The sequence below is a fragment of the Candidatus Neomarinimicrobiota bacterium genome, from assembly GCA_036476315.1.
Lineage (GTDB): Bacteria > Fidelibacterota > Marinisomatia > Marinisomatales > S15-B10 > JAZGBI01.
On record JAZGBI010000094.1, the window covers coordinates 1 to 25,096 of the forward strand.

Consider the following 25,096-nt stretch of genomic DNA (forward strand, 5'->3'; position numbering starts at 1 on the left):
CTTGTGAAACTTTCGGTCAAGGTACGGGCGAAGAAAGATCGAGGTTTTTTCCGTCTCCCCGTGGACAGGGCCTTCTCCATGAAGGGATTCGGAACCGTGGTAACAGGAACCGTGGTGAGTGGGGCCCTCAAAGTGGGAGATGAGGTGGAGATTCTACCATCCAAACTCGCCACGAAGATTCGGGGAATTCAGTCCCATGGAAAAGATGTGTCGTCCGTGCAACTGGGTGATCGGGCAGCGCTGAATTTGAGTAACATAGACAGAACGCGAGTGACACGCGGACTCCAGCTTGCATCGAAAGGCTTCATCGAACCTTCGGGAGCCATCGGTGCGGAGTTCTCCCTGCTGCCTTCTACAGAAAGAGTTGTCCGGAATGAGCAGCGAGTGAGGATTCATCTGGGAACCGACGAAGTCATGGCGAAAGTCCGTCTTGTTAACCCTGGCAAAAGAAAAGTAGTGAATCCGGGTGAGGCAAGTACTGCACTCATCGAGCTCGAAAAGGCCGTGGCCGTGGCCATCGACGATCCGTTTATTCTAAGATTCTATTCACCTCTGGAAACCATAGGGGGAGGAGTGATTATTGATACTCAACCGCCATCTTCTTGGAAGGAGTGCAAGAGGTGGTTGCAGTCCTTGGAGGGATTGATCAGAAGTGAGCGTTTGAAGAAATTCCTGGTAGCGACTGAGAATGAACCGCTGACCATGAAGGGGTGGTCTCAGAGATGGCAACTTTCCGAACCTGTCTTTCGGGAGTTGCTCAGGAGCCTATCCATAAAGGAATTCGGTCCCAAGGAGAACCCTTTTGTGACTCTTGTGTCCTCCCTTGAAAATCAGAAGCGGGCTTGCGTCGAAGCAGTTGACAATTTTCATGAGCAGTCTCCTTATCAGAGAGGGATACCAAAGGATCGCCTTCGTCAGATTCTTGGCTTTCACGCCTCCCTGTTCGACTATATCACCCATGAATTGGAGAGTGAGAAAAAGATTGAGGCTGTGGAAGGAATAGTTCGGATTCAAGGTTTTCATGTGGAATTGACGGGCAAAGACACAGAGCTGGCCTCCCGTCTTGAGAAAGCTTTGAAAGATTCGTTGTACACTCCTCCCGTAATTAAACAATTGGCTGAACTTATTGACTTGCCTGAGGCCAAAACATTGCAGTTGATGCACGTTCTAAAAGGTCAGGGAAAAGCAGAAGAGGTAAGCCGGAACTTGTGGTTCCACGTTGAAACTTTGACCGTCATGGAGAACGAAATAAGGAGATTCTTCGAGGACAAAGCTTCCATGGCCGTGAACGATTTCAAATCACTGACCCACACCACCAGGAAACATGCTATTCCTCTGTTGGAGTATCTTGACGACCGTCGCATCACGCGTCGGGAAGGGGACCAGAGAGTACTCTCTAAATGACTGCAACTGTCAACAAAGGAAAAGGAGGGCGTGATGCCCGGGAAGGTAGGACCCCCCTCATGAGGCAGTACTACGATATTAAGAGAGAGCACCCCGATTCGGTCGTGTTGTTTCGCATGGGTGACTTCTACGAAACTTTCGATGATGATGCGAAGTTGGCTTCGAAAGTCCTTGGGATTGCGCTGACGAAAAGGGCCAACGGGGCCGCGGCGAATGTTCCACTGGCGGGATTCCCACACCACGCCCTGCATACCTATCTGCCGAAGCTCGTTGACTCTGGTCTACGTGTCGCAATTTGTGAACAGATGGAAGACCCGAAATTTGCCCAGGGCATTGTGAAAAGGAAAGTTGTGGAAGTGGTGACGCCCGGGACAGCGACTTTCGATGATTTTGTCCATCAAAAGTCCAACACTTTTCTCGGGTGTGTTGTAGATGGGTCAGATAGAGCGGGATTCTCCTTTCTTGACCATGCCACAGGGGAATTTTATCTGGGAGAATCGGTCCGGCAAAAACTTCCCGAAAGTATACTCAAGTTTTCTCCCAAAGAAATGATCGTTCCCGAATCTCTGGAATACGAAAAGGAAGAATGGTATGGAAAGATTAATCCTTTCGTAACCGAGATGGACGAATGGGCGTTCGATTATGATACGGGCAGACAGGCTCTGCTGGGTCATTTTGGAACCACCTCTCTAAAGGGGTTCGGTTGTGATGATCTCACCGCAGGTGTTTCCGCCGCGGGAGTTATCCTTCGTTATGTGGAAAGGAACATCCCCGGTGCCCTGGATCACGTGACCCGATTGATCCCGGTGCGGGATGATGATTTCATGGGACTTGATGATTTCACCCTAAGAAATCTTGAATTATTCAATTCCCTCTCGACGCAGGGGACTCACGGAACACTGATTAGTATTTTGGACGAGACGATCACGCCGGGGGGAGGGAGATTACTTCGTCGCCGGATGAATCGTCCCTTAACAGATCGGATCAGAATTGAGAGGCGTCTCAGTTGTGTGGAAGGATTCGCAGAAGCCCCTGAGTTATTGATGGAGGCGAGACGGAGGCTTTCAGGTTGTTCGGACATGGAACGATTGGTGGGGAAACTGAGCCGGAGGAAGGCAAACCCCAGGGATGTGGCCAGCCTGAAGGTAACCATGGACCTGGTGCCCGTATTGAAAGCACTCCTGGAGAAATCGAGAAGCGGCGCCCTGAGGGAACTTGCATCACGGTTTGAGGACGTTAATGCAGTGGCTCGACGCATTGCGGAAGTAATTGTGGATTCTCCACCCCTGTCACTTTCGGAAGGCGGGGTAATACGGGAAGGGGTGGACAAAGAACTGGACGAGCTCCGGAATATCGCCAGTGGCGGAAAGAAGTGGGTTGCAAATCTTGAGCGCACCGAAAGAACGAAAACGGGAATCCCTTCACTCAAAGTTGGCTACAACAAGGTCTTTGGATACTACCTGGAGATCACCAAGGTACACCAGGATAAGGTCCCACAGGACTATATCCGCAAGCAGACCCTGGTGAATGCGGAACGATATGTAACGCCGGAACTAAAGGATTATGAAGAGAAAATCCTGACAGCAGAGGAGCGAGTTCTGAAAATCGAGACGCGTCTGTTCGCGCGTTTGTGCTCGTGGCTTCTGGAACAGGCCGCAACTATTCAGAACAATGCTGCAGTTGTTAATCAAATCGATTTGCACGGAACACTTGCCCATGTGGCCGTGAATAACCACTACGTGAAGCCGACAATCGTGGAGAAACCGAGAATCGCACTGAAAGATTCGAGGCACCCGGTGGTGGAGGCCATTCTTCCTTCGGGTGAAAAATTCATACCTAACGATTTAGCCATGGCCGTGGAGGACGATCAAATACTTCTTGTCACGGGACCCAATATGGCCGGAAAGTCCACGTATCTCCGACAGGTGGGGCTCACGGTGGTCATGGCTCAGCTTGGCAGCTTCGTTCCGGCAAAAGAAGCCGTCATTGGCATCGCCGACAAGGTGTTTACCCGCGTGGGAGCCAGCGACAATCTTGCCGGAGGTGAGTCCACTTTTCTCGTTGAGATGACCGAAGCCGCGAATATTCTCAACAATGCTACCTCAAACAGTCTGGTTCTCTTCGATGAAATAGGTCGAGGCACTGCGACGTTCGATGGTCTGTCTCTGGCCTGGGCAATCACTGAATTTCTGCACAATATGTCCGGATCCCAGGCGAGAACCATTTTTGCCACACATTATCACGAACTGACCGAACTGGAAAGCGTCCTGGATCGTGTGAAGAACTATAATATTGCCATTAAGGAATTCGGCGACAAGATAGTCTTTTTGAGGAAAATCATGCCCGGACCTTGTGATAAGAGTTACGGTATCCATGTTGCGCAGATGGCGGGACTCCCAAAATCGGTCATCACCCGCGCCTCCCGGATTCTCAGTCACCTGATCCGGCATGAGTCTCCCGAAATCATGGGAAGGGAAAGGCCCCACCAAGAGAAAAACCAGCTGACTATTTTCGAAGAGAGGGAATCAAGAATTCAACAGGAACTCTCAGACCTGGAAATCAACAGGATGACTCCTTTGGAAGCCCTTGCCAGGTTGGAAGAACTCAAATCAAAATACGGATCATGAGGCGTTGAAATGAGGACCACCTCCCCATTTTTTCTGGGAATGATCGTGGCTCTCGCCGGTCTTCCCCTCCGGAGTGAATCCATCTGGGTAAAGTATGGCAATCAGGTGTACCGTGGGGCTGGCGACGCAAGATCTATTGCTCTCAGTGAAGCTGAAGTGGCGTCGGCGACAGGTCCCACAGCCCTCCTTTGGAACCCGGCCCGACTTCAGGCTAATGAGGAGAAATATATCACGTATGCCCATCAAGAACGGTTCTCAGGAAATGTTATTTATGACATTATTGGATTTGATTTAAAGGAAAACTTTAAGTCAAAATGGTCCCTTGTTCTTGTCCGTGAGGCTATCCAGGGGATCCCAAACACCACGAAGGCTCTCCTCTACGATACGGGATCTCTCGATGCCGAATATGAGCGTATTCTTCCTGAACAGGTGACCTATTTCAACCAGGTTCAATGGGCTGGCGTTCTGGGGATCTCTTCTGTCCTGGGGGATTGGAAAATAGGGGGCAATGCCAAGATTCTTGTGCATCAGTTGGGAAAACGAAGAGGATATGGGATCGGATTTGATGCGGGACTATACCGGAATCTTACTCCGCGGAATACGGTGGCGCTGGCGATCAGAGACGCGACGACATCGTGGGTGATCTGGGATGAGGGAACCGTTGAGAGGATCGCTCCACAGCTCCATTTTGGGGACGTTCACGTCATTCCCATTATTCCGGACATCCTGGAGGTAAAGGCGATGATCACGGCAGTTGTTGATTTCGCCGGACGGACGGCCTCCGATGATCTGGTTCTGGAGTCTATGGGGATGGGGGGTCACCTGAGAGCCGGTCTCGACGTTAAGTACAGACGAAACCTTCACCTGAGGTTCGGGAGAAATCCTCTCACGGATTACTCTCTGGGCCTGGGACTGGGCTTTCCTTTTGGAAATATTGACTACGCGTTCACGCCGTCCCCTTTTGGCACCGTTCTCGGTACAAGCCACTATATTTCTGTGAACATCAAGACTCGGTTTCTCGATTCAATAAGAAAAAAGTTATCAGAGGAAATGTGAATAAATTGTTAATTATTTACGGGTTATAGATTAGCATTTCCCTTGTGAGATTAGATATTTCCGCGTAATTTCTAAGACGTTTCTTTCCGGTAAGAAAGATGATTAAGAGTATGACGGGATACGGTTCGTCCAGTGTCGAAAAGGACGGCGTGTTTGTAACGGTGGAGATTTGGTCTGTGAACAGTCGTTTTCTTAATTTTTCCGCAAAACTTCCTGGTGGCCTGGAGTTTCTTGAGGAGGGCATCCGTCGGGAAACCAAGCGAACGTGTAAGCGAGGCCGGGTATCCGTTGTGATATCCGTAGGGGCGAGAAAGGCGGGGACAAACGGAGAATTTCATCTTGACAAGGAACGCTTTGAGGCATACATGTCTCTTCTGAAAACCATCAAAAGGGATTACGGAGCGACTGTCAGTATTGCCGATCTGGTTGATATCAAGGAATTAATCACGGACGACATAGTTGAGGAGACAAACGAGAAGCTCATTCTCGATGTGCTTCAGGAGGCGATGGAGAGATTGGGGGCGATGCGATCTACGGAAGGCCAAATCATTGCGGATGATTTTCGCACCAGGATCGCGAACCTTGGCAGTTTGTTGAAGGAGACAAGATCACTCTGGGAGAATTCCCTGCCTCTGATTCGCGACGGTTACGAACGTCGAATCAGGGAACTTCTGGAGGGGAAAGAAATTCAGGTGGATGAAGCGAGACTGGTGCAAGAGACGGCAATCATTGTGGAGAAAATGGATATCACGGAAGAGTGTGTCCGTTGCGCGAGTCACCTGGAGCAGTTCAAGACGCTTCTGGAGGAACAAGAGCCTGTTGGAAAGCGGATGAATTTTCTGTTGCAGGAAATCCAGCGAGAGATCAACACCATAGGTTCCAAGTCAAATGAAATCCAAATTACCCGAAACATCGTGGACATGAAGGATGAGGTGGAAAAAATAAGGGAGCAGGTTCAAAACGTTCTGTGATTTCCAGGAAAGCCACACGGAAAAACCTGGTTGTCATTTCGGCGCCATCGGGTTCAGGAAAGACCACTGTCTGCCGCGGCCTGCAGAGTCTTTATCCCGAATGGAACTTCTCACTGTCATTGACTACTCGCCCCAGGCGTTCTTATGAAAGAGATGGATATGACTACACGTTTGCTTCCGAGAGGGAATTCCGCCAAAGGGTGGACCGGGGTGAATTCGTGGAATATGAAGAGGTCCACGGACATCTTTATGGCACTCTGCGCGCGACCGTGGAACGGGCGCTGGAAACCGGAGAGACTCTTCTTCTCGAGCTGGACGTAAAGGGGGGTATGGCGATTAAGGACGCCTATCCTGACAATAGCGTCACGGTTTTCATCAGGCCGCCGAGCGTGGAGGAACTGAGGAGAAGATTGAGGGGAAGGGGATCAGACACGGAGGCAGTCATTCAGACGAGACTTGAGCGGATGGAAATGGAAATGGCGAACGAGGAATTCTATGATTACTCTGTAATCAACGAAAAAGTCGAAACAACAATCGAAGAGATAGTACGCATTTTGAATTCAGAACAGAGTGAAGTGGAAGGAGCGCGACATGGCAATTGAGACAATCCCGTTTCGGGAGATAGAAAAGCACACCAAAGATATGTATGAAGCGACCGTGGTAGTTTCCAAACGGGCGAGGCAGATCGTTGCTGACCGCATGGCGGAGATGGAGCTATCACAAGAGGAGGAGGAACCCGGTCTCCTGGACGAGGAGCCAGTGATAGACGAGGAATACGAAGAACGAGAGAAGTCGACTACTTTGTCTCTTGGGGAACTCCTTTCAGGTGACCTGGAGTGGAGTTATGCCACTGATGACGATGAGGAGGATACCGACAGTCCGGCGAATATGGAGTAATGACTGAATCTGCTCACCCGGAAGCCCTGTTGAGGCGATACCTTTTGCAGGTGAGGGAAATGTATGGTGAGGGGGTCTATGTTGAACCTGTCCAATCCGTTTCCCTGCGCGAGTTTGAAGCCGACATTTGCCACTGTCAAAGGTGTCCCCTGGGTGGGACAAGAACCAGGTTCGTCTTTGGCGTGGGGGACCCTCATGCGGATTTGGTTCTCGTAGGTGAGGCTCCGGGCCGGGAGGAGGATCTTCAGGGCGAACCGTTTGTGGGAAAGGCAGGGGGACTTCTGAACAGGATTCTGGCGGCCATTCATTTGTCTCGCGATCAGGTTTATATCTGCAACGTCCTGAAATGTCGGCCGCCAAAGAATCGAACTCCGGCTTCCCAGGAGGTCGATACGTGCTTTCCCTATCTGGAGCGACAGATTGACATGATCCGTCCGAGACTCATTGTCACTCTCGGGGCGACAGCTGCCAACGTCCTTCTTCCCGTAAAGGATTCCCTGGTCAGACTTCGGTCAAAGATGTGGAAATGGAAGTCATACGATGTTGTGGTAACCTACCATCCAGCGGCACTTCTTAGAAATCCACGTCTCAAGCGACCGGCCTGGGAGGATTTTCAGTGGATTGAACGGTTGATAAGAGGGGAATAGCGGTGGCGAAACGATCAGATAACTTGGATATCAAAGTTCCGCCGCAGTCGTTGGAGGCTGAGCAGGCTGTCCTGGGTGCTATGCTCCGTTCCAAAGATGCGGTGAGTCGTGCGATGGAAATCCTAACGCCGGATTCTTTCTATAAAGATGGACACAGCAGAATATTCCGTGCCATGACGAATCTTTTCAATTCAGGGGATCCCGTGGATGCCGTTTCCGTCATCAATGAACTGAAAAAAAAGAAACAACTCCAAGCCAGCGGAGGCAGTTATTACATGACGGGATTGTCTGAGAGTGTCCCCACGTCAGCAAATGTGGATCATTATGCGAGAATCGTGCTTGAGAAAGCCAGTCTACGACGCTTGATAGAAGTGGCTTCCGAACTATCTCAAAGCGCCTACGAAGACCATCAGGAACTGGATACGATTCTTGACACTGCAGAACAAAAGATATTTGCCATCTCTCAGAATCGCCTCAAAGGAGGGTTTCACCATCTTAATCCTGTTCTTCAGCAAACGTTCGAGCAACTTGACCGGATCCATGAAAAGCCGGGATCCGTCACCGGTGTCCCTTCCGGTCTCATGGACCTGGATGAAATGACGTCTGGATTTCAAGACGGGGAACTGATCATTGTGGCGGGAAGACCGGGAATGGGTAAAACGTCTCTGGCTTTGACTCTTGCGCGCAACGGTGCTGTCGACCATCAGATCCCCGTGGGTATCTTCAGTCTTGAAATGGCGAACAGCCAGTTGGCTATGAGGCTACTGTGTGCGGAGGCCCGTGTGGACAGCCATCTGGTGAGAACTGGAAAACTTCCCAAGCAGCAATGGAAAAACCTTTCCATGTCTGTAGGGGTACTCGCGGATGCCCCTATCTATCTCGACGACACGCCGGCAATGGGTGTTACCGAACTGAGGGCCAAGGCGAGACGGTTGAAGGCGGAAAAGGATGTGAAACTCATCATCATCGATTATCTTCAGCTCATGCGTGGGACGTTCGGCTCTGAAAGCAGACAGCAGGAAATCTCACTCATTTCGCGGTCCCTGAAAGCCTTGGCGAAGGAGATCAACGTGCCCATCACTGCCGTCTCCCAGCTTTCCCGGGCACCTGAGGGGAGGAGCGACAAGCATCCGCAGCTTTCCGATCTTCGAGAAAGCGGAGCCATCGAGCAGGATGCAGATGTGGTCATGTTTCTCTATCGCGAATGGATGTACACACGGAAGGAGGAGGACCGCCGTAAGGCAGAAATCATTCTGGCAAAGCAGAGAAACGGTCCCACGGGACTCATCCGGGCCATCTTTGTTGACAAGTATGCCAAGTTTGAAAATGCCACCCTCTATGACGAAACGGAAGCGGAAGTCCCATTCTGATGAGAGTCGCTGATCTCATTCCCACCGTAACGGGTGCGTACCCCAAAGATTTTCTCGAGCTCGTTGACATCTTGAGCCACAACGGGAAGGCACCGGGTGATAAGGTGACTGAGGTTCTCTGGCCAGCCTACCAGTTCAGCAAGGAACATCATGAGGGGCAGAGAAGAAAATCGGGGCGTCCGTTTTTTGAACACTGTTATGAGGTGGCCCACTTCCTGGCCCACTGGCAGATGGATCTCACAACGGTGACCGGAGGGATTCTGCACGACAGTCTAGAGGATACCGACGCTACCTACGACGACATTGCAGCGGAATTTGGCCATGAAGTGGCTGAACTCGTTGAAGGGGTAACAAAACTGGGGGATGTGCAATTCCTGACTCGCGAGCAGAAACGGGCTGAAAACTTCATGAAAATGCTCCTCTCCATGGCCAAGGACGTTCGTGTCATTATAATCAAGTTCGCCGACCGCCTGCATAATATGAGGACTCTCGAGTACCTTCCCCTCATAAAGCAGAGACGCACAGCGATTGAAACGAGAGATGTCTATTCTCCCCTTGCCCATCGGCTCGGCATGTACATGGTGAAACGGGAGTTCGATGATCTCGTATTCAAGGCGCTGGAGCCCGATGATTATAAAGCCACAGAAAAGAAACTGAGGTCCACGGTGTCAAACCGCCAGAAATTCATGAAGCAGGTGACGGCACCCATTGAGGAAGGGCTTGAAAAGCACGGCATCAAATACCGAACTACGGGGAGACTGAAGTCCTTTGCTTCCATCAACAAGAAGATGGCGGAACGTGGGACGGTTCTTGAGGAGATCTATGACATTTTCGCCATAAGGATCATCGTTGAGAGCGTTGCTGACTGTTATTCTGTTTTAGGCATTGTTCATCAACTCTACACGCCGGTACATGAACGGTTCAAGGATTTTGTTGCTACGCCGAAGATTAACGGATATCAGTCCCTTCACACTACGGCGGTAGGTCCCGGGGGAAGAATGGTTGAGATTCAGATCAGGACGGAGGAGATGGACCAGACGGCTGAGATTGGTGTGGCTGCCCACTGGAAATACAAGGAGTCGGTGAAAGAAGACAGTGATCTGGATCGTCACGTGGAGTGGTTGAGGAACCTTGTTTCTATCCTTCACGATGAATCCTCAGATCCGAGAGAATTCATGAATCTCCTGCAAATCGATCTGTATCAGGATGAAGTATTCGTATTCACCCCAGCCGGTGACCTGGTCCAGTTGCCTTCACAGTGTACTCCCATCGATTTCGCCTACGATGTCCACACAGAAGTGGGCCACCATTGCCTGAGTGCCAAAGTTGACGGTAGAATTGTCCCTCTGAACACAAACCTCAAGAGTGGCCAGACGGTGGAAATTATTACATCCGATTCCCAGAAGCCCAATTATGCCTGGTTGAAATTCGTGAGAACCAGCAAGGCACGCACGGCGATCCTGAGGTGGCATCGAAAGGCTCAGAGGGAAGTGAGTCTGAAGTTGGGCAAGGAGATTCTTGAGAAAAGTCTCCGGAGACTAAAACTCTCATCCCTTGCGAAGGAGATCAAGAATTCTCCCGGGAAACTTGGCTATAATGACGAGGAGAAGATGCTGGTGGCACTGGGAACTGGCCAGACAACGGTTCGGGACATATTGCGAAAAGTCTCTCCCGATGTAACCGACGAACAGATTGAGAGGGCCAAGGAAGAACCCGACTCTTTTCTCCAGTTTGCCCGGAGGAGTGCGAAAGGAGTGCGTGTTCACGGGATTGATAACATTCTCGTGACCTTCGGCAAGTGCTGCAATCCCATCCCCGGGGATGAAATCATCGGCTTCGTTACACAGGGAAAGGGGATTACGATTCACAGGGTTGAGTGTAAGAATCTTCCAATTATGAGTGAGTCATTTGATAGGTTTCTTGAGGTGGAGTGGGATGTGGATCGCAAGGCGGAATTCCTGGCAAGAGTGAAAGTCGAGGCGCAGGACCGCAAGGGGTACCTCAAGGATTTAACCGAGGCGATCTCTCGCTTGAACATCAACATAACGAGTGTCGACGTGAAGGTGGATGAAGGGCTGGCCACATGCATTCTGGTGGTGGCCCTTCCAAATCTGCGTCGATTGAAGATGGCATTGAGGAGAATGAAAGACATCAATGGAACCATATACGCAGAAAGGGAGACTTGACCATGACAGCTGTTAAATATACAAAGAAGGACATTTCGAGACGCGTGGCTTCCCGTGTCGGCAAGCGGCTTAACACAACTCATGAAGTCGTGAGCGAAACCTTTGACGTGATCAGGGAAATGCTTTCCGAAGACTCCCCGAGCATAAAAATCGAGGTGAGAAATTTCGGGACGTTTTCCATCAAGCCCACAAAGGCAAAGCCCCGGGCCCGCAATCCTCGAACGAACGAGGAAATCTATGTCCCGCCGCACCGAAAGTCCCACTTCAAACCCGGTAAGCTCCTGAAGACTGAGCTCCAGAAGCCTCTCTAGGACTGCCCTTCAGTCCAACCAGCGCTCGTGTGGGTGACCGATGGGTCGAATACTCGGAATAGATTTCGGCTCCAGACGTGTTGGACTGGCTCTGTCGGACGCTGGGCGGCTCATAGCCTCTCCTCTTAGGACCCTTGAGTACCGTGATACATCCGGCCTTATTCAAAAACTGACTTCTCTAATCCAAGAACTCCGAGTCGCCAAGATCGTTGTGGGCCTTCCCCTCAATATGAAGGGAGAAAGAACATCTCAGACAATTCTGGTTGAGGAGTTTGCATCGACCCTCCAGGAGAAGACTCCCGTTCCCATCGACTTTATTGACGAACGATTGACTTCAGTGGAGGCGATTCGCGTACTTCACAGACGCGGTTTGAAGCCCAGTCGGAATAAGGGCATGATCGATAAGACCGCTGCGGCCATATTTCTTCAGTCATATCTCGATAGGCTCCACACCCGGTGATCCGGAGGATCTTAAACCTCTCTCCCTGGAAGCTGGCCACGCTTTCGGGAGTTCTTCTGGGAATCTCATTTCCGCCCCTTAGGATGGGGCTTTTGGCATGGGTGGGCCTGGTGCCTCTTCTCAGAGCCCTCGATCAATCAAGTCCAGGAAAAGGCGCAGCCCTGGGCTATCTTTCCGGATTCGTAGCAAACTCGGTAGCCCTCTACTGGCTTTCCTTTAATTCGGGTGCACCCCTCCCCGTTGTCTTTGCTTCCATGATGGGTGCGGCCCTCTACCTGGCCTTCTTCTGGGCTGTTATCGCTTCACTGTTTTGTTTCATACAGGTTCGCACGGGTAAAGGGCTGGCAATTCTCCCACTCTTGTGGGTCGTGGTGGAAAATGCCATGTCTTTGGGACCGCTCGGCTTCCCGTGGGCTTCCCTGGCAACGACACAGTCGGAATACCTGCCTGTCATACAGCTGGCAGAATACACGGGGATCTACGGTATCTCATTCTGGCTTCTCCTGCTGAATGTTCTTGTCTATCGCTACCTCTTTATCCCCTCTGCTGTTAAGAGGCGTCTCCTCCCTCTGGCGATTCTGTTCATGGTCATTCCCTGGCTATATGGATACATCCAGATGGCGACACATGCCAACCAGGCTGGTCATGGGAAGCCCTTCCAGGTTGCGCTCATTCAACCCAATGTGGGACCCCATGAGAAATGGTCTCCAGAGAGGCGCAATTGGGTAATGGAGCGACTCGATTCGATGTATGTGGAAGCAGCGGAGACCAATCCTCAATTGATAGTATGGCCGGAAAGTGCAACACCTTTCTACTTGAGGAGGAACTTCAGATGGCTCAACCTGGTAAGACGGAGAGTGAGAGAGACGCAGATTCCACTTCTGACAGGCGCGGTCGACTGGGAGGAAACAGGAGGAGACCGGAGAATTCACAACAGTGTTCTTCTCATTCAACCGCATCGCCCCATCGGAGCATATCACAAAATTCGACTTGTTCCCATGGGCGAATATAATCCATTTTTCAATGGAGTGTCTTTTTCGGACCAACTGGGCGTGGGTCACTTCACTCCAGGTGAATCCCATACCGTGTTTGAGGTAGAGAATGTTCCTTTCTCCGCCATCATCTGCTTCGAATCCGCTTTCCCTAAACTTGTCCGAAAGTTTGTGCAAGCGGGGGCCAGAATGATCGTGATCGTTGTGAATGATGGCTGGTTTGGAAACACATCTGAGCCTTACCAGCACGCCGCACTCGCCCGATTCAGGGCCGTGGAGCATCGCATGCCAGTGGTCAGGTGCGCCAACACAGGTATTTCCGCTGTTTACGATCCCGCCGGACGCATGACTAAGCGGTTGGGCGTGGACAGTAATGGGATTATCTCATCCGGCATTTACCCGGGGGAACAATTGACATTTTATGCGAAACATGGTGATCTTTTCTCCGTCATTTGCCTCGCTTTTACTCTTATCCTAGGATCCTGGTTTTGGACGCGAACAAAATAACGGTTAGTACGCTGGTTTGTCTTTCTCTATGTAATCCGGTTGAAGGTTCCGGATCTTCAAAAACCCCCCCTCTCCGGTTAACAGTGGCAAAATCTGCACTTCTGCCGGGACTGGGAGAATTCAGTATGAGGAGGGTTGCCAGGGGGCGACTCTTCAGTCAGATTGAGCTTCTTCTCTGGCTGGGACTGGCGGAAAGTAGAGCCACGGCCTCTCTCTACAAGATGAGGCTCCATTCATTTGCAGCCATGCACGGGGGCACCAATCTCAGGGGCAAGAGCGGTCAGTACATCATCGTTGTAGGTGATTATGACAGTATGGATGCGTATAATGAGACCCAACAGCGGCGACGCGAACCCGGCAATACATATCGTGATAGACAACGTTTCAACTGGTCGTGGGATAGCGAAGATAACCGGAAGAGATTCCGCCGGTTTCGCGTCAAAAGGGATACCGCCAAAAAGGTTGGCCAGTTCCTTGTGGGTGCCATGGTGTTGAACCGCGTTGTATCGGTGATCGACGTCCGATATCTCTACGGTATTCGGGAAAAACTCGCGATTGTCACCATCAGGCCAACGATTCAGGATGACACTCTCACTCCGAGAGTCACAGTAGTCTATCGCTTTTGATTCGGTGAAACAAGGCCCTAACACTCTCTCATGGCTCGTCCTTTTGGTGGCCTTTCTCATATTGATTTTTCGCTCTGTTACCCTGTTGCAGTACATCTGGCTGGTGATGGCTCTTCTGGTGACACTCACCTTTCAACGTGTCCCCGTTCGGTCCATCTGGTCACGCCTGAGGCCCCTGCTCATATTCTTACCCCTTATGTTCGTTTTTTATCTACTTCTTTCCCTGATCCTTGCGGACGTATCGTTCCGGGAGACGGCTTGGACAGTCCTGGTATCAAGCAGCAGGATTCTTCTCATGGTCCTCGGCGTAGCTATCTTCCTGGAGGTGACGAGCCCCATGGCCATTCTGGATTCTCTGAGGACCGTTTGGAGAGCACTCGGCATTTCGTTTCGCCCCATTGAGGATTTCTTCCAGTTGCTGTACCTATCACTTAGATTTTTTCCCATGTTAAGAGAAGAAGTTCACTCAATCTCAAACCTCCGGAAAGCACTGGATCTTCCCACCGACGGGAACAGGCTGAGGAGGATCAAGCAGATGGCGATCTATCTCCCGGGACTCATATCGAATTGCCTCCATCGCGCTGACAATTTAGCCGTCGCGATGGAAACTCGACGTTACGGCCTCATCTTGCCGCGTGGACTTGCCCATCCCGTCAGATTTCATCTCGCGGATGCGGCCCTGCCTGTTATTCTATTCCTTTTGATAGCGGGACACATCGCCCTTGACCAACTTTAAGATCACCGTTGAATACGATGGCACTCACTTTTCCGGCTGGCAGCTGCAGCGAGATCGGAGGACTGTCCAGGGGGAACTGGAAAAGGCTGCGAAGAGATTGAACGGGGGGCGTCGCGTGCGGATTCATGGTGCGGGAAGAACTGATGCCGGGGTCCATGCCAGAGGTCAAGTAGCGAACTTTAAGCTCGCGGAACAGTGGAAAAGTGAAGAGCTGAAGGACGCCCTCAATGGGAATCTGGAGGAGGATATTCTCGTGAACGGTTGTGAAAGCGTATCCGGAAGTTTTCATGCTCGACACAGTGCCATTCGGAGGTTATATCGGTATTACTGTCTCACCCGGTTCAGCGTAATGAACAGAAAATATGTCTGGAGCGTACCTGCGGAGATGTCGTTGACGAGCCTCAGGCAGTGTGCCGGACTCATTCAGGGCAGCAAGGATTTCACCTCTTTCTGCAAGTACGTTCCCCACCAGCGGAACCGGCAGTGCGTCGTCAATCAATCTCAGTGGATAAAACGTGGGGATTTTGTAATTTTTACGATTGAGTCCAATCGTTTTCTTCAGCACATGATCAGGTATCTTGTGGGCACCATGATGGAGGTGGCGAAAAGAAATTTGACCGGGGAGGACTTCGAGACGCTTCTGGCGTCTCGCGACCCAGCAGCAAAGGTCTTCAAGGCTCCTCCCAATGGACTGTTTCTGGAGAAAGTAGCTTATCTATGAACCGGATGATAACGTGCCGAAAGTGGTGGGTGGTAGGGCTGCTGTTTTCATGCTTGGGATTCTCCCTCTTCATCGATTCCCTTGCCTACGCATCTGATGATATTGATAGGTCAAGGGAAACAGCCATTACGAGGGCCATAGCCAGGGTGGGACCCTCTGTAGCCAGCATCAATGTTGTCCAGATCAAGGAGTATTATCGGGCACCGTTCTTTGATGACCCATTCTTTCAGTTCCTCTTTCCCGAAGGACCCTTCAGGCAGCGGATCAAGAGCCTTGGTTCAGGTGTGGTTATCAGTCCCGATGGGTACGTTATCACTAACCAGCATGTTATTGAAGCGGCAGACGAGATCATTGTAACCCTCCCGGGAGGAAAGCAGTATGATGCAGAGATTGTGGGGCAGGATAGGACAACCGACATGGCTGTCCTCAAAATTGATGGTAAGAGATTGCAATACGCCCAACTGGGGAATTCCGATGAGCTTCTCATGGGTGAATGGGTGATCGCCCTGGGCAACCCTTTTGGACTGTTCGACGTGAATAAACAGCCTACGGCCACCTTGGGCATTATCAGTTCCGTGGATCTCGATTTCGGACGGGAGTTTTCCGGAAGGATTTATCAGGAAATGATCCAGACGGATGCAGCCATCAACCAAGGCAATAGTGGCGGGCCTCTCTGTGATTCCAATGGGGAGGTCATCGGTATCAACACCTTCATTTTCACGGGTGGGACCTATTCGGAGGGTTCCATAGGAATAGGATTTGCCATTCCCATCAATCGAGCCCGCGACATCGCCGAGGAGTTGAAAAGATACGGGAAGATCGACAGGAGTTTCACCACCGGATTGCTGGTTCAGCCGGTAAACAGGTCGCTAGCGAGATACCTGCGTCTGCCGAGGGTTGGTGGAGTAATCATAACGGAAGTTGAACCGGGAAGCACGGCAGAGAATGCCGGACTCCAGGTGGGAGACGTTATTTCTGAAGTCAATGGTCAACCGGTCGATTCCAAGGGCGATGTTCTTCGTATCATTGAGGAGAATTATCTCCGGGCAGGTGATAGGATTGAAATCCGGTATTACAGGGACGGGAAAGAAAGGAAAGCGTCCCTGAGATTGTCCAAGACGTAGAACGAATACGGATGCAGGTCCACTGGTTATGTAACTTTCATAAACGACCGTCGGGAATGTCGGTTGATAATGAATGAGGGAATATGAACAGTAGAAGATCAATCGCCCTTATTGTGGTTATCCTGTTTGTGGGCGCCATAATAGGAACGCTTGTTGGGGATCTCATTGCCCATGTATTGCCTGAGGGGGTTGTGAGACAATTCTTTCTGCAGAGCGCCGAGTTTTCGCTGGGCGGACTCGCGGGAAGCGAAAATGACGCGATCTCACTGGACCTGGGAGTTTTTGCGCTCATATTTGGGTTAAGGATAAAGTTGAGTTTTGCCGCCTTGCTCGGCTTGGCGGCCGCGTACTATTTCTTGAGATACTTCAGGTAGAGAGTAGAAGGGAGGTAGAGATGCTCCATTCGATGAACATCCCCGTCATGGTGAGTATTGGCGGCTGGGAAGTGCTTCTGATTTTTCTCGTTGTTCTGCTTCTTTTCGGGGCCAAGCGACTCCCCGAGTTAGCCCGAGGGTTGGGCAAAGGGATTCGGGAGTTCAAGGGCGCCGTGGAGGGAATTGAGAAAGAGCTCGACGAAGCGGCCGAGTCGGTGAAGCGAGAGCCGGAGGAGGACAAACCGCCCGGTGAATGACCTCACCGGGTCGGTTCAGAGACTCCATGAAGAACTGAGGAAGTTCTCTTTTCAGCTGTTTTCAGTTCTCCGGCTACCATGCGCTTGTCTCCCACCTGGAATCGCCCCTGTACCCCAGTAATAGGCAGGCTGGAGCACCTCGCGGTGGTCTTCCTGTTCAGCTTTGTCTTGGGCTCAACCTGCGCTGGCCGTCCCATGGGGCTTCAGCCTGGGGAAGTCCTCTTTGCTGAAGAAACAAATCTCTGTTTGAGTCATTATACTGAGCAGAATTTCTCAATCTGATCTGTGCTCGAGTTTAGTCATCCCTGGGTTCTCGTTGTGCTGGGATTCGTCCCCTTTCTCATCTGGTGGTATTCACGCTGGGGAAAACATCGGGAAGGGACTGTCCAGTTCTCGTCCCTTGATCTGGTAAAGCGTGTAAGCCGTCTGTCCGGGTGGTGGAAAGTAAGGCTGCTGTGGACCCTGAGGATGACGGTGATCGGTTTGATTATTCTCGGCCTGGCAAGGCCCCGGGCTGCGACAGACCTCTCAAGAACCAGAGTGAACGTCCTCGACATTGTTCTTGTACTCGACATCAGTAGCAGCATGCGCGCCGAAGACTTTCTCCCGAATCGGCTGGAAGCCGCCAAGTCCACGGCCATAGACTTCATAAAGGGTCGAAGGGGAGATCGCATCGGACTTCTTGTTTTTGCTGGTGAAAGCTACATCCAGTGCCCTCTGACCATCGATTATGACGTCTTGGAGGATCTTCTAGGACAGGTGGAGATTATCGATGAAGCACACGACGGCACTGCAATCGGAATGGCAATCGCCCACGGCATTAACAGACTCAGAGGGGGCGGCACGAAGAACAAGGTCATGGTGTTGCTATCGGACGGGAGCAATAATATGGGTGAATTGGATCCCGTAACGGCTGCCGGCTTCGCCCGGGACTATGGAATCAAAATCTATACCATTGGAGTAGGAAGCAGGGGGAAAGCGCCTTACCCCGTTGACGATCCGGTGTTCGGCAGGCGATACGTCCAGGTGGACGTGGACATGAACGAATCAACCCTTGAACAGGTGGCCGAAGAGACGGAGGGTCAGTACTTCAGAGCCACAGACGAGGAAAACCTGGCCCGGATCTATGGGGAAATTGACCAACTGGAAAAATCTGAAATTACCGTCAAGGAATATCGTCAGTATAAGGAGTTCTTCGCATTGCTACTGTTTCCCGCGGTTCTCCTGGCCATGGGTGAAGGCGCCCTCTCTCAGGCAATTTTCCGCAGGAAAGATTGAGTGATATCCTTCGAATACCCATACGCCTTCATTTTTTACGCGTTCCTCCTTCTGCTCACTATTCACGGCTGGTTCGCACGAAAGCGAGAGGATAAAGAGGCCGGTATGTGGGGAGATGAGATGGTGAGACGACGCCTCTTCGCCCGCATGAATTCCGGAAGATCACAGTTGAAAAGGCACATTCGGTGGTGGGGACTCGCCCTGCTGATCTTCGCTGCAGCCGGACCACAGATGGGCACTAAGCTCACCGAGATAGAAAGAAGAGGCGTCGATATCCTGATAGCGGTCGACATCTCATCCAGTATGAAAGCGGAGGATGTGAAACCGAACCGGCTCGAGAAGGCTAAGTTTGAAATATCCCGCCTCATCTCCGGACTAAAAGGCGACCGGATTGGCCTGATCGTTTTTGCGGGAACAAGTCATCTCTACCTTCCCCTTACGGGAGACTACGAGGCCGCAAGGGTATTTGTGGATGCTGTGGATACAGGTATGATTCAGACCCAGGGGACAGCTCTGGCGGAGGCTGTGAATAGAGCGATCCAGGCCTTTCCCGAGGGGGACTCCAAGTACAGTGTTCTGATCGTGGTGACAGATGGGGAGGATCACGAGGGTGGTGCCGTGGAGATGGCCCGGAAGGCGTCGGAGTCCGGAATTGTGGTTCACGCGGTGGGTGTGGGTACTTCGAGGGGATCGCTCATACCCGTTTCAGGCGAGGAGGGCAATCGTGTGGACTTCAAGAAGGACCGAAAGGGTAAATTGATCACCTCCACGCTGAACGTTTCGGTGCTTCGGGAATTCGCCGCCGCAGGGGGTGGGGAATTCGTTCGTTTCGACAACCGTTCCAGCGGCACGGGGGAATTGTTGAATCTCATCAAGGGGATGGAGAAGCGAACGCTCAGGACGCATGAATACACGGAATTTGAGGACCGTTATCAGCTCTTTGCCGCCCTGGCGCTCATTATGTTTGCCGGTGATGCATTGATATCAAACCGTCGCAAGGACCGAAGGGAATGGCGTGGAAGATTTGTTTAAAAGAGGCATCGTGACACTGGGAACTCTGACATGTCTCATGGGCCAGCAAGAGTTAGATCCCAAGTCTTCAGCTTACTACGAATCTGTCCTGCAAAAACATCCGGAGATGCCTGAGGCAAGATTCGGTGCGGGTTGGGCCGCGTACAGGAAGGGAGACTTTTCCAGGGCTCTTTCTGAGTTCGAGTCTGTCCTTAGCACCGGGGAGGCCGCGCTGAAACCGAGGACATTCTACAACCTGGGGAATACACTTCACCGAGAGGGAAGATTGGAAGAAAGCCTCCGAGCTTACAGGAGTGCCCTTGAACTGAAACCTGATGATGCGGACGCGAAATACAATTATGAACTTACTCGTTACCTGTTGAACCGGAAATCCAGTTCCCAGAACCGTTCCCTGGAAGGCAAAGAAGAACAGGGAGAATCCCAACGGGCGAACGAAGAGCAATCAGAATCTCCGGAGCATAAGGCTCAGGATCAACCCGGGGAGAACGAGACTCGGATCGGCTCACAAAGGGTAGAGAAGCGGGACAAAAATAGACCGCCTGACGCAGAATCTATCCTCAATGCCCTGAGGGCCGACGAACAGAACCTGCTGAAGCGCAGGCTCGATAGTGGCCGGCTGAAGCGGCCGGAAAAGGACTGGTAACGATGTTCGCTTGTTGTCTGGTCTTTCTGCTATCTTTTACCTCCGTCATCTTCGCAGAAATAAAAGTCTATGCGACGGTGGATGCGAACCGGATTTCCGTTGACGAAACCGTCAATCTCAAGGTGACAGCCGAGGGAAGTGAAGGATACCCACAGCTTGATATACTTCAGGTCAGCGATTTCACGGTCATTTCAGGACCTTCCCAGAGCAGCAGTTTTCACTGGATCAATGGGAAAATGTCAAGCTCTAAGAGCCTTTCATGGACCATGATACCCAACAAGACCGGAAACCTTACCGTTCCCCCCCTGGACGTTACGGTGGACAGAGATAGGGTCAGATTGAATCCAATTTCCATCGCTGTGGTTGAAACAGGTGGGAAGGATGCAGAAGCTGAACGGAAAGATCGACCCCTGAAGGAGCCTGAAACGCCAGCGATTTTCCTGGAGGCCAAGGCCGACACGGATGAGGTATACCAGGGTGAACAGATTACGGTACAATACAAGCTCTATACACGGGTCAATCTTCGGCAGTATTCTGTGGAGAAAAAGCCAGGAGGTATTGGATTTTGGCTGGAAGAATTATACGCACCCAAGCAGCCATCTCTCCGCGACACGAGGATCGGCGGTATTCGCTATAAGGTGGCTACTCTCTATAAGATGGCTCTGTTTCCCACCACACATGGAGACCTTGTGGTTGATCCTATGGTTTTGACGTGTACGATCGAGGTCCCCTCCCGCAGGAGAGTTCCCTCTCTGTTCGATGACTTTTTTTCCAGCCAATTTTTTTCGAAAACGGAGCGGAGGATCGTCAGATCTGAACCGCTGGAGTTTCACGTTAAGCCCGTTCCGGAGCCCGGAAAGCCTGACGAATTCAGTGGTGCAGTAGGAGATTTTCGTCTGACCTCGTCTATGGACACCACTGCAACTGAGGCCAACCATGCAGTCTCATTCACGGTTGAACTCGAAGGATCGGGAAATCTGGGCCTTTTCCAGTTGGATGAGCCCGTCTTCCCGGACGGTCTGGAAGTATTCAAACCCAATAGATCCTTCGAGCAAGATCCTTTCAGGGATCAAATCTCAGGGATCAAGAGGCTTGAATTTGTGATCATTCCTCGCAGAGAAGGTCGGTTCCTCATTCCAGCCACAAATCTGACCTACTTTAATCCCAGAACTGGCACGTGGGCTTCAACTTCCACACGGGTTATTGCTCTCGATGTTCAGCCCGGAGCGCAGATGTTTGACCGGGGAGAGGGGTTGACCAAGGAAGAAATAGCCTTGTTGGGTCAGGACATCCGATATATTCGGACCGGTTCCGTGAGGCTGAAATCGTTGAATCGCCGGAAGGTACCAACCCTGTTCTGGCTGTTTGGAATAGTGGGGTTGATTCTTTTTGCGAGTCCCCGCATCGTGGGGGAGGTGAGAGCGAACAGGAAGGAGCGAAGTGTTCAGAGAAAGGCCAGACAAGCTTTGGGCAGGGCCCGGAGAGAGCTAAGAAGAGTCCGGGACACAGGGGGCTACCAGGAAATCTCGGAGGCCATCTATGCCTACTTTGCGGCGAGGATGAATAGAGCCGAAGCGGGCCTGGACGCCCGTAGTGTGCAAGACCTATTAAATAAGAACGTGGAACAGTCTTCGATCCAATCCATGTGGGAGATCCTCTCCGTCTGCGAACAGGCACAATTCGCTCCGGTGGACAGGTCAGGACTCAGATACGATGCCGTGACACTGGCACGCCGAGCAGGACAACTCCTCACGGAGATAGATCGCAAGCTGTGAAACCTGCCTGGAAAATCCTCTTTGCTTGCCTCTTTATTCCTCCCGGGCTCTTTTCCCAGCAGGATTATGTTGACTCCCTCTTTATTCAGGCGAATAGATATTACGAAGGTGGGCAACATGCAGAGGCGGCAAATACCTACAATCGAATTCTGGATCAAGGTTTTGAACATCCTGATCTGTATTACAACCTGGGCAATGCCTACTATCAACTGGGATGGCTGGGGGAGGCCATTTGGGCGTACGAGAAAGGTCTGCAGCTGAATCCAGGAGATACGGACCTCGGATTCAATCTCCAGGTAACCAATGCCCGTACCGTGGACAGGGTCGAAGCTCCGGAGGTCTTTTTTCTCTTGAAATGGTACGGTGCCCTGAAAAATCGATTCTCCCCGACACAGTGGATGAGCATCATCAGCGTCATATTCTTCTCCACGGGAATCGTCTTCTCTGTTTCACGATTCATCCTGACCAATTTTCGTCGACTGCTTGGAAATTTTGTGGTTCTTGGCGTGGTTGCAACCATAATTTCCGGCCTGGTGTTTGCGGATCGTTATCTGGAAGTATCGGAAAGGAAGGAAGCCATAGTCATTGTAAGGGAGGGGAAGGTTTTTTCCGAACCAACGGAAGTCAGCAACCTCATGTTTGTTGTGCATAGTGGGACCAAAGCCCAGATCAAGAGTTCCAGGGATCCGTGGTTTGAGATCGAGTTAATGGACGGCAAGCGAGGATGGATCCGGTGGAGCAGCGTGAAGCCTTTGTGAAGTGAACCGAATTCTCGCAGCATTCATCTCATTTGCCGTGGCAGGTTTGTGTCAGGACAAGACTATCGATCTGGATGAGAGCTTCAATCCCGACAGCTTGAACGAGCCACCTCTTGAATGGCCAATCATGCTTTATCCTGGAGACCGGCTTCCTGTGAAACCTTCCGCAGGGGACCTCGATACCACGGCAGAGGGCTTCCGGGTTCAGGTTACTTCCACTCAGAGCATTGAAATAGCTGACAGTCTCAGAGACAAACTACTGGCCCCGTTCGACGGTCAAGTGTATATCAGTTTCGATCCCCCCAATTACAAGGTACGGGTAGGTAACTACAAGTTCCGATCTGAGGCCGAAAAGGCGGAGGAGAGGCTGAAAAGACTTGGGTACCGGACAGCCTGGGTGATTCGTACCCGGATCGAAACGCATTCCGTGCCCCGGCCGAGATAATCTCCGTCGGCGATGTAAGACGCTCCAAGCACGGAGGGTCGATTGCTTCAACGGAAAAGTTGAGCGGTCCCGCTCCTATGGGATCCGCTCGAACGGGTGTTAGGCAGAGTTGCGTTGTTCAAAGCTGCAACAAGGCTTTGATTTTTTGTAGACATTCTTGTAAAACCGAATTAGGGACTCTCATTGCATATCTTGCTTGACGAGCATGCCAGTCAAGGCTTTTTATTTGATCCGACAGAATAACGCCAGTTATCATGGAATTAGAAGGTATCTCCACTTCAAAAGGATATCCCTTTTTCTGGCCTGTAACGGGGCAAAATACAGCCAGTCCAACTTTTTGATTATAGTTTTTAGACGACAGGACTAATGCAGGTCTTTTTCTCCCGACGCGTCGGGATTCGTGTCCTGTTTGAGGCGTAAAGTTTAGCCAGGCAATATCTCCACGATCAGGCACATAATTGGATGACATTATGACAATTCCTTGCCGACAGTCTGCCCCCAATTAATCTCACTATGGAGGTTTGTTTGATCTATTTGGGATAACAGAGAATCTAACTCGTATTCGTCTGGCTCATCGATGGGGAAAATCACTAAATGGTCATCTTCAATGCTGAGGTTAACGATACTCTTATCACTTATGTTCGTTTCTTTGGCAAAGGCTTTAGGAATTCTAAGTGCCAAACTGTTACCCCATTTTTGAATTTTAGTACGCATAATATTGACTCCTTATGTTTATACATAGAAGATACAACTAAACACTATGATTGTTCAATGAAAAATTGGAAATCAACTCTGTCCAACGGATAAACTCACCTGCCACGAGGCTACTAAGAATTGATAGCCCAATTACAACTAAACTTGAGAGAATGGACAACCCTGTAAATGACGCCTCGGCTACTCGTGGTCAGGTGGAGTGTGTGTCAGGCGGGCACTTTTACATTGGCTGCGTAGGTGCGTGGCGTAGGAATTTCAAAACCTTCTTCACGCAACCCATCAAGGTGGAACTCAATAGCCTGTCTCATACTCTCTTCCACCTCTTCTTTCGTTCTACCCGTAGACACGCAACCTGGGATATCTGGTGAATATGCTGAAAAACCCGTTTTCGCTTCTTCAATTACAATTAGGTAGTTCATTTTTTCAACCCTGCCTGCTTTAGAATATTGTTTAGAGTTCCTGGTGCAAGTTCATCATTGGGTCTGCCTGGAATAGTCACCAACCCTGTCTTCGTTGGATACTGATGATGACTTCCACGAGTTCTGATCAAATACCATCCATCTTCACTAATCAATTTGGTAATCTCACGAACCTTCACGAAACAAAATATGCGGTAGTTCTGTCATAGTGACAAAGTGTCCGCCTAACGGCTGCGAGCTAAGCGGCCGGGGGTCATTTCCTTGCCTGCCGTGTCAAGTACCCGCGAACAGACTTACTCTTGCTTCTGCCGCTGAATCCCCGGTCCGCTCCAGCGAGTGGTTAGGTGGCGGCAAAGTCACTCGATCATGCGCCAACCTTTGTTGGCACGATCCACGCCCAGTCTTGTCACCTCGCTCATATCGACATTGCCGTCAGGCCCCCGCTTTATCCCGTAGACTGTGCCTGGGAAATCCAGCTCCCGCTGGATTCGCCAGATCTGGTCGTGCTCGTCTGGAGGAAAGACGGTTGCTGGATTACCAACCGCTACCCAGCCGATCGGTACGGTCGCTCCTGAGGCCAACCTTGTATTCACGTGAACAATACCGTTGATACGAACCTCTGCATCGGCCTCGATGGAAGCTCCGTGGAACACCGTAACTCCAGTAGCGAGGAACACGTTGTCTTGCACGGTGCAGCCATAGAGAGCTGAGTGTGCTCCTACAAGGACCGAGTCACCGATGTGGACGGGATGCTTTGATGAGCTAC

Annotated in this window: 29 protein-coding genes; 24 read left to right on the top strand and 5 right to left on the bottom strand. The window is 51.1% G+C overall.

All coding sequences use genetic code 11. From position 1 onward, the window contains the following. From V3U24_09305 to V3U24_09420, 24 genes are all read left to right on the top strand, one after another. The coding region (locus V3U24_09305) for a SelB C-terminal domain-containing protein (GenBank protein MEE9167635.1) at positions 1-1,404 on the top strand (1,404 nt) is incomplete at its 5' end. Continuing rightward, the gene (mutS, locus tag V3U24_09310) at positions 1,401-4,031 is read left to right on the top strand and encodes a DNA mismatch repair protein MutS (GenBank protein ID MEE9167636.1); all 2,631 of its coding nucleotides are present in this window, start codon (positions 1,401-1,403) and stop codon (positions 4,029-4,031) included. The genes V3U24_09305 and mutS, both read left to right, overlap by 4 nt. A gap of 9 nt (positions 4,032-4,040) precedes the next feature. Further along, positions 4,041-5,087, top strand: a complete 1,047-nt coding sequence (locus V3U24_09315; protein ID MEE9167637.1) for a hypothetical protein — start codon at positions 4,041-4,043, stop codon at positions 5,085-5,087. Positions 5,088-5,185: 98 nt separating this feature from the next. Continuing rightward, positions 5,186-6,058, top strand: coding sequence for a YicC/YloC family endoribonuclease (locus V3U24_09320; protein MEE9167638.1), 873 nt, complete (start codon positions 5,186-5,188; stop codon positions 6,056-6,058). Beyond that, the gene (gene gmk / locus V3U24_09325) at positions 6,055-6,660 is read left to right on the top strand and encodes a guanylate kinase (GenBank protein MEE9167639.1); all 606 of its coding nucleotides are present in this window, start codon (positions 6,055-6,057) and stop codon (positions 6,658-6,660) included. Before V3U24_09320 ends, gmk begins: the two co-directional genes overlap by 4 nt. Beyond that, positions 6,650-6,955: a hypothetical protein gene (locus V3U24_09330; protein ID MEE9167640.1), complete on the top strand. Its 306-nt coding sequence runs from the start codon at positions 6,650-6,652 to the stop codon at positions 6,953-6,955. Before gmk ends, V3U24_09330 begins: the two co-directional genes overlap by 11 nt. Next, the gene (locus V3U24_09335) at positions 6,955-7,602 is read left to right on the top strand and encodes a uracil-DNA glycosylase (protein ID MEE9167641.1); all 648 of its coding nucleotides are present in this window, start codon (positions 6,955-6,957) and stop codon (positions 7,600-7,602) included. The genes V3U24_09330 and V3U24_09335 overlap by 1 nt, the downstream gene beginning before the upstream one ends. Positions 7,603-7,625: 23 nt before the next feature. Then, positions 7,626-8,972: a replicative DNA helicase gene (gene dnaB, locus V3U24_09340; protein MEE9167642.1), complete on the top strand. Its 1,347-nt coding sequence runs from the start codon at positions 7,626-7,628 to the stop codon at positions 8,970-8,972. After that, positions 8,972-11,158, top strand: a complete 2,187-nt coding sequence (locus V3U24_09345; protein MEE9167643.1) for a bifunctional (p)ppGpp synthetase/guanosine-3',5'-bis(diphosphate) 3'-pyrophosphohydrolase — start codon at positions 8,972-8,974, stop codon at positions 11,156-11,158. The genes dnaB and V3U24_09345 overlap by 1 nt, the downstream gene beginning before the upstream one ends. Positions 11,159-11,160: 2 nt before the next feature. Continuing rightward, positions 11,161-11,469 carry an HU family DNA-binding protein gene (locus tag V3U24_09350; GenBank protein MEE9167644.1) on the top strand — a complete coding sequence of 103 codons (309 nt, stop codon included), beginning with the start codon at positions 11,161-11,163 and terminating at the stop codon, positions 11,467-11,469. A 40-nt stretch (positions 11,470-11,509) separates the two neighbouring features. Beyond that, positions 11,510-11,929 carry a Holliday junction resolvase RuvX gene (ruvX, locus tag V3U24_09355; protein ID MEE9167645.1) on the top strand — a complete coding sequence of 140 codons (420 nt, stop codon included), beginning with the start codon at positions 11,510-11,512 and terminating at the stop codon, positions 11,927-11,929. Further along, a complete protein-coding gene (gene lnt / locus V3U24_09360; GenBank protein ID MEE9167646.1) occupies positions 11,926-13,428 on the top strand; it encodes an apolipoprotein N-acyltransferase in 1,503 nt (500 codons plus the stop codon). Before ruvX ends, lnt begins: the two co-directional genes overlap by 4 nt. 125 nt (positions 13,429-13,553) lie before the next feature. Then, on the top strand, positions 13,554-14,054 hold the full coding sequence (locus V3U24_09365) for a hypothetical protein (protein MEE9167647.1): 501 nt from the start codon (positions 13,554-13,556) through the stop codon (positions 14,052-14,054). A gap of 4 nt (positions 14,055-14,058) precedes the next feature. Then, a complete protein-coding gene (locus tag V3U24_09370) occupies positions 14,059-14,790 on the top strand; it encodes an energy-coupling factor transporter transmembrane component T (GenBank protein MEE9167648.1) in 732 nt (243 codons plus the stop codon). Further along, positions 14,777-15,511 (top strand): tRNA pseudouridine(38-40) synthase TruA, encoded by a 735-nt coding sequence (gene truA / locus V3U24_09375; protein MEE9167649.1) that lies wholly within the window; start codon positions 14,777-14,779, stop codon positions 15,509-15,511. The genes V3U24_09370 and truA overlap by 14 nt, the downstream gene beginning before the upstream one ends. Then, positions 15,508-16,635: a trypsin-like peptidase domain-containing protein gene (locus V3U24_09380; protein MEE9167650.1), complete on the top strand. Its 1,128-nt coding sequence runs from the start codon at positions 15,508-15,510 to the stop codon at positions 16,633-16,635. Before truA ends, V3U24_09380 begins: the two co-directional genes overlap by 4 nt. Positions 16,636-16,718: 83 nt before the next feature. Further along, a complete protein-coding gene (locus V3U24_09385) occupies positions 16,719-17,009 on the top strand; it encodes a DUF4321 domain-containing protein (protein ID MEE9167651.1) in 291 nt (96 codons plus the stop codon). Between the two features lie 20 nt (positions 17,010-17,029). Then, positions 17,030-17,266: a twin-arginine translocase TatA/TatE family subunit gene (locus V3U24_09390; GenBank protein ID MEE9167652.1), complete on the top strand. Its 237-nt coding sequence runs from the start codon at positions 17,030-17,032 to the stop codon at positions 17,264-17,266. A gap of 285 nt (positions 17,267-17,551) precedes the next feature. Next, positions 17,552-18,544, top strand: coding sequence for a VWA domain-containing protein (locus V3U24_09395; protein ID MEE9167653.1), 993 nt, complete (start codon positions 17,552-17,554; stop codon positions 18,542-18,544). Continuing rightward, the gene (locus V3U24_09400; GenBank protein ID MEE9167654.1) at positions 18,545-19,576 is read left to right on the top strand and encodes a VWA domain-containing protein; all 1,032 of its coding nucleotides are present in this window, start codon (positions 18,545-18,547) and stop codon (positions 19,574-19,576) included. Then, a complete protein-coding gene (locus tag V3U24_09405) occupies positions 19,560-20,219 on the top strand; it encodes a tetratricopeptide repeat protein (GenBank protein MEE9167655.1) in 660 nt (219 codons plus the stop codon). The genes V3U24_09400 and V3U24_09405 overlap by 17 nt, the downstream gene beginning before the upstream one ends. A 2-nt stretch (positions 20,220-20,221) precedes the next feature. Then, positions 20,222-21,994: a BatD family protein gene (locus tag V3U24_09410; protein ID MEE9167656.1), complete on the top strand. Its 1,773-nt coding sequence runs from the start codon at positions 20,222-20,224 to the stop codon at positions 21,992-21,994. Beyond that, positions 21,991-22,752, top strand: a complete 762-nt coding sequence (locus V3U24_09415; GenBank protein MEE9167657.1) for a tetratricopeptide repeat protein — start codon at positions 21,991-21,993, stop codon at positions 22,750-22,752. Before V3U24_09410 ends, V3U24_09415 begins: the two co-directional genes overlap by 4 nt. A gap of 1 nt (position 22,753) precedes the next feature. Continuing rightward, entirely contained in the window at positions 22,754-23,197 is a 444-nt protein-coding gene (locus V3U24_09420; GenBank protein ID MEE9167658.1) for an SPOR domain-containing protein, read from the top strand. A 118-nt stretch (positions 23,198-23,315) separates the two neighbouring features. On the opposite strand, the gene mazF is transcribed toward V3U24_09420, so the two are convergent. The 5 genes from mazF to V3U24_09445 form a co-directional block, all read right to left on the bottom strand. Then, complete coding sequence (gene mazF, locus V3U24_09425) at positions 23,316-23,666, bottom strand: endoribonuclease MazF (GenBank protein ID MEE9167659.1); 351 nt, start codon at positions 23,664-23,666, stop codon at positions 23,316-23,318. Beyond that, positions 23,666-23,911 (bottom strand): AbrB/MazE/SpoVT family DNA-binding domain-containing protein, encoded by a 246-nt coding sequence (locus V3U24_09430; GenBank protein MEE9167660.1) that lies wholly within the window; start codon positions 23,909-23,911, stop codon positions 23,666-23,668. Before V3U24_09430 ends, mazF begins: the two co-directional genes overlap by 1 nt. 206 nt (positions 23,912-24,117) lie before the next feature. Then, positions 24,118-24,330, bottom strand: coding sequence for a type II toxin-antitoxin system HicB family antitoxin (locus V3U24_09435; GenBank protein MEE9167661.1), 213 nt, complete (start codon positions 24,328-24,330; stop codon positions 24,118-24,120). After that, positions 24,327-24,509 (bottom strand): type II toxin-antitoxin system HicA family toxin, encoded by a 183-nt coding sequence (locus tag V3U24_09440; GenBank protein ID MEE9167662.1) that lies wholly within the window; start codon positions 24,507-24,509, stop codon positions 24,327-24,329. Before V3U24_09440 ends, V3U24_09435 begins: the two co-directional genes overlap by 4 nt. 177 nt (positions 24,510-24,686) lie before the next feature. Continuing rightward, the coding region (locus V3U24_09445; protein MEE9167663.1) for a gamma carbonic anhydrase family protein at positions 24,687-25,096 on the bottom strand (410 nt) is incomplete at its 5' end.

Coding starts and splice junctions, on each gene's coding strand:
- V3U24_09435 (MEE9167661.1), bottom strand. CDS start 24,330: ATGAACTACCTAATTGTAATTGAAGAAGCGAAAACGGGTTTTTCAGCA.
- V3U24_09350 (MEE9167644.1), top strand. CDS start 11,161: ATGACAGCTGTTAAATATACAAAGAAGGACATTTCGAGACGCGTGGCT.
- V3U24_09385 (MEE9167651.1), top strand. CDS start 16,719: ATGAACAGTAGAAGATCAATCGCCCTTATTGTGGTTATCCTGTTTGTG.
- V3U24_09345 (MEE9167643.1), top strand. CDS start 8,972: ATGAGAGTCGCTGATCTCATTCCCACCGTAACGGGTGCGTACCCCAAA.
- V3U24_09390 (MEE9167652.1), top strand. CDS start 17,030: ATGCTCCATTCGATGAACATCCCCGTCATGGTGAGTATTGGCGGCTGG.
- V3U24_09320 (MEE9167638.1), top strand. CDS start 5,186: ATGATTAAGAGTATGACGGGATACGGTTCGTCCAGTGTCGAAAAGGAC.
- mazF (MEE9167659.1), bottom strand. CDS start 23,666: ATGTCATCCAATTATGTGCCTGATCGTGGAGATATTGCCTGGCTAAAC.
- V3U24_09365 (MEE9167647.1), top strand. CDS start 13,554: ATGAGGAGGGTTGCCAGGGGGCGACTCTTCAGTCAGATTGAGCTTCTT.
- V3U24_09410 (MEE9167656.1), top strand. CDS start 20,222: ATGTTCGCTTGTTGTCTGGTCTTTCTGCTATCTTTTACCTCCGTCATC.
- V3U24_09380 (MEE9167650.1), top strand. CDS start 15,508: ATGAACCGGATGATAACGTGCCGAAAGTGGTGGGTGGTAGGGCTGCTG.
- ruvX (MEE9167645.1), top strand. CDS start 11,510: ATGGGTCGAATACTCGGAATAGATTTCGGCTCCAGACGTGTTGGACTG.
- V3U24_09430 (MEE9167660.1), bottom strand. CDS start 23,911: ATGCGTACTAAAATTCAAAAATGGGGTAACAGTTTGGCACTTAGAATT.
- V3U24_09330 (MEE9167640.1), top strand. CDS start 6,650: ATGGCAATTGAGACAATCCCGTTTCGGGAGATAGAAAAGCACACCAAA.
- V3U24_09315 (MEE9167637.1), top strand. CDS start 4,041: ATGAGGACCACCTCCCCATTTTTTCTGGGAATGATCGTGGCTCTCGCC.
- mutS (MEE9167636.1), top strand. CDS start 1,401: ATGACTGCAACTGTCAACAAAGGAAAAGGAGGGCGTGATGCCCGGGAA.
- V3U24_09335 (MEE9167641.1), top strand. CDS start 6,955: ATGACTGAATCTGCTCACCCGGAAGCCCTGTTGAGGCGATACCTTTTG.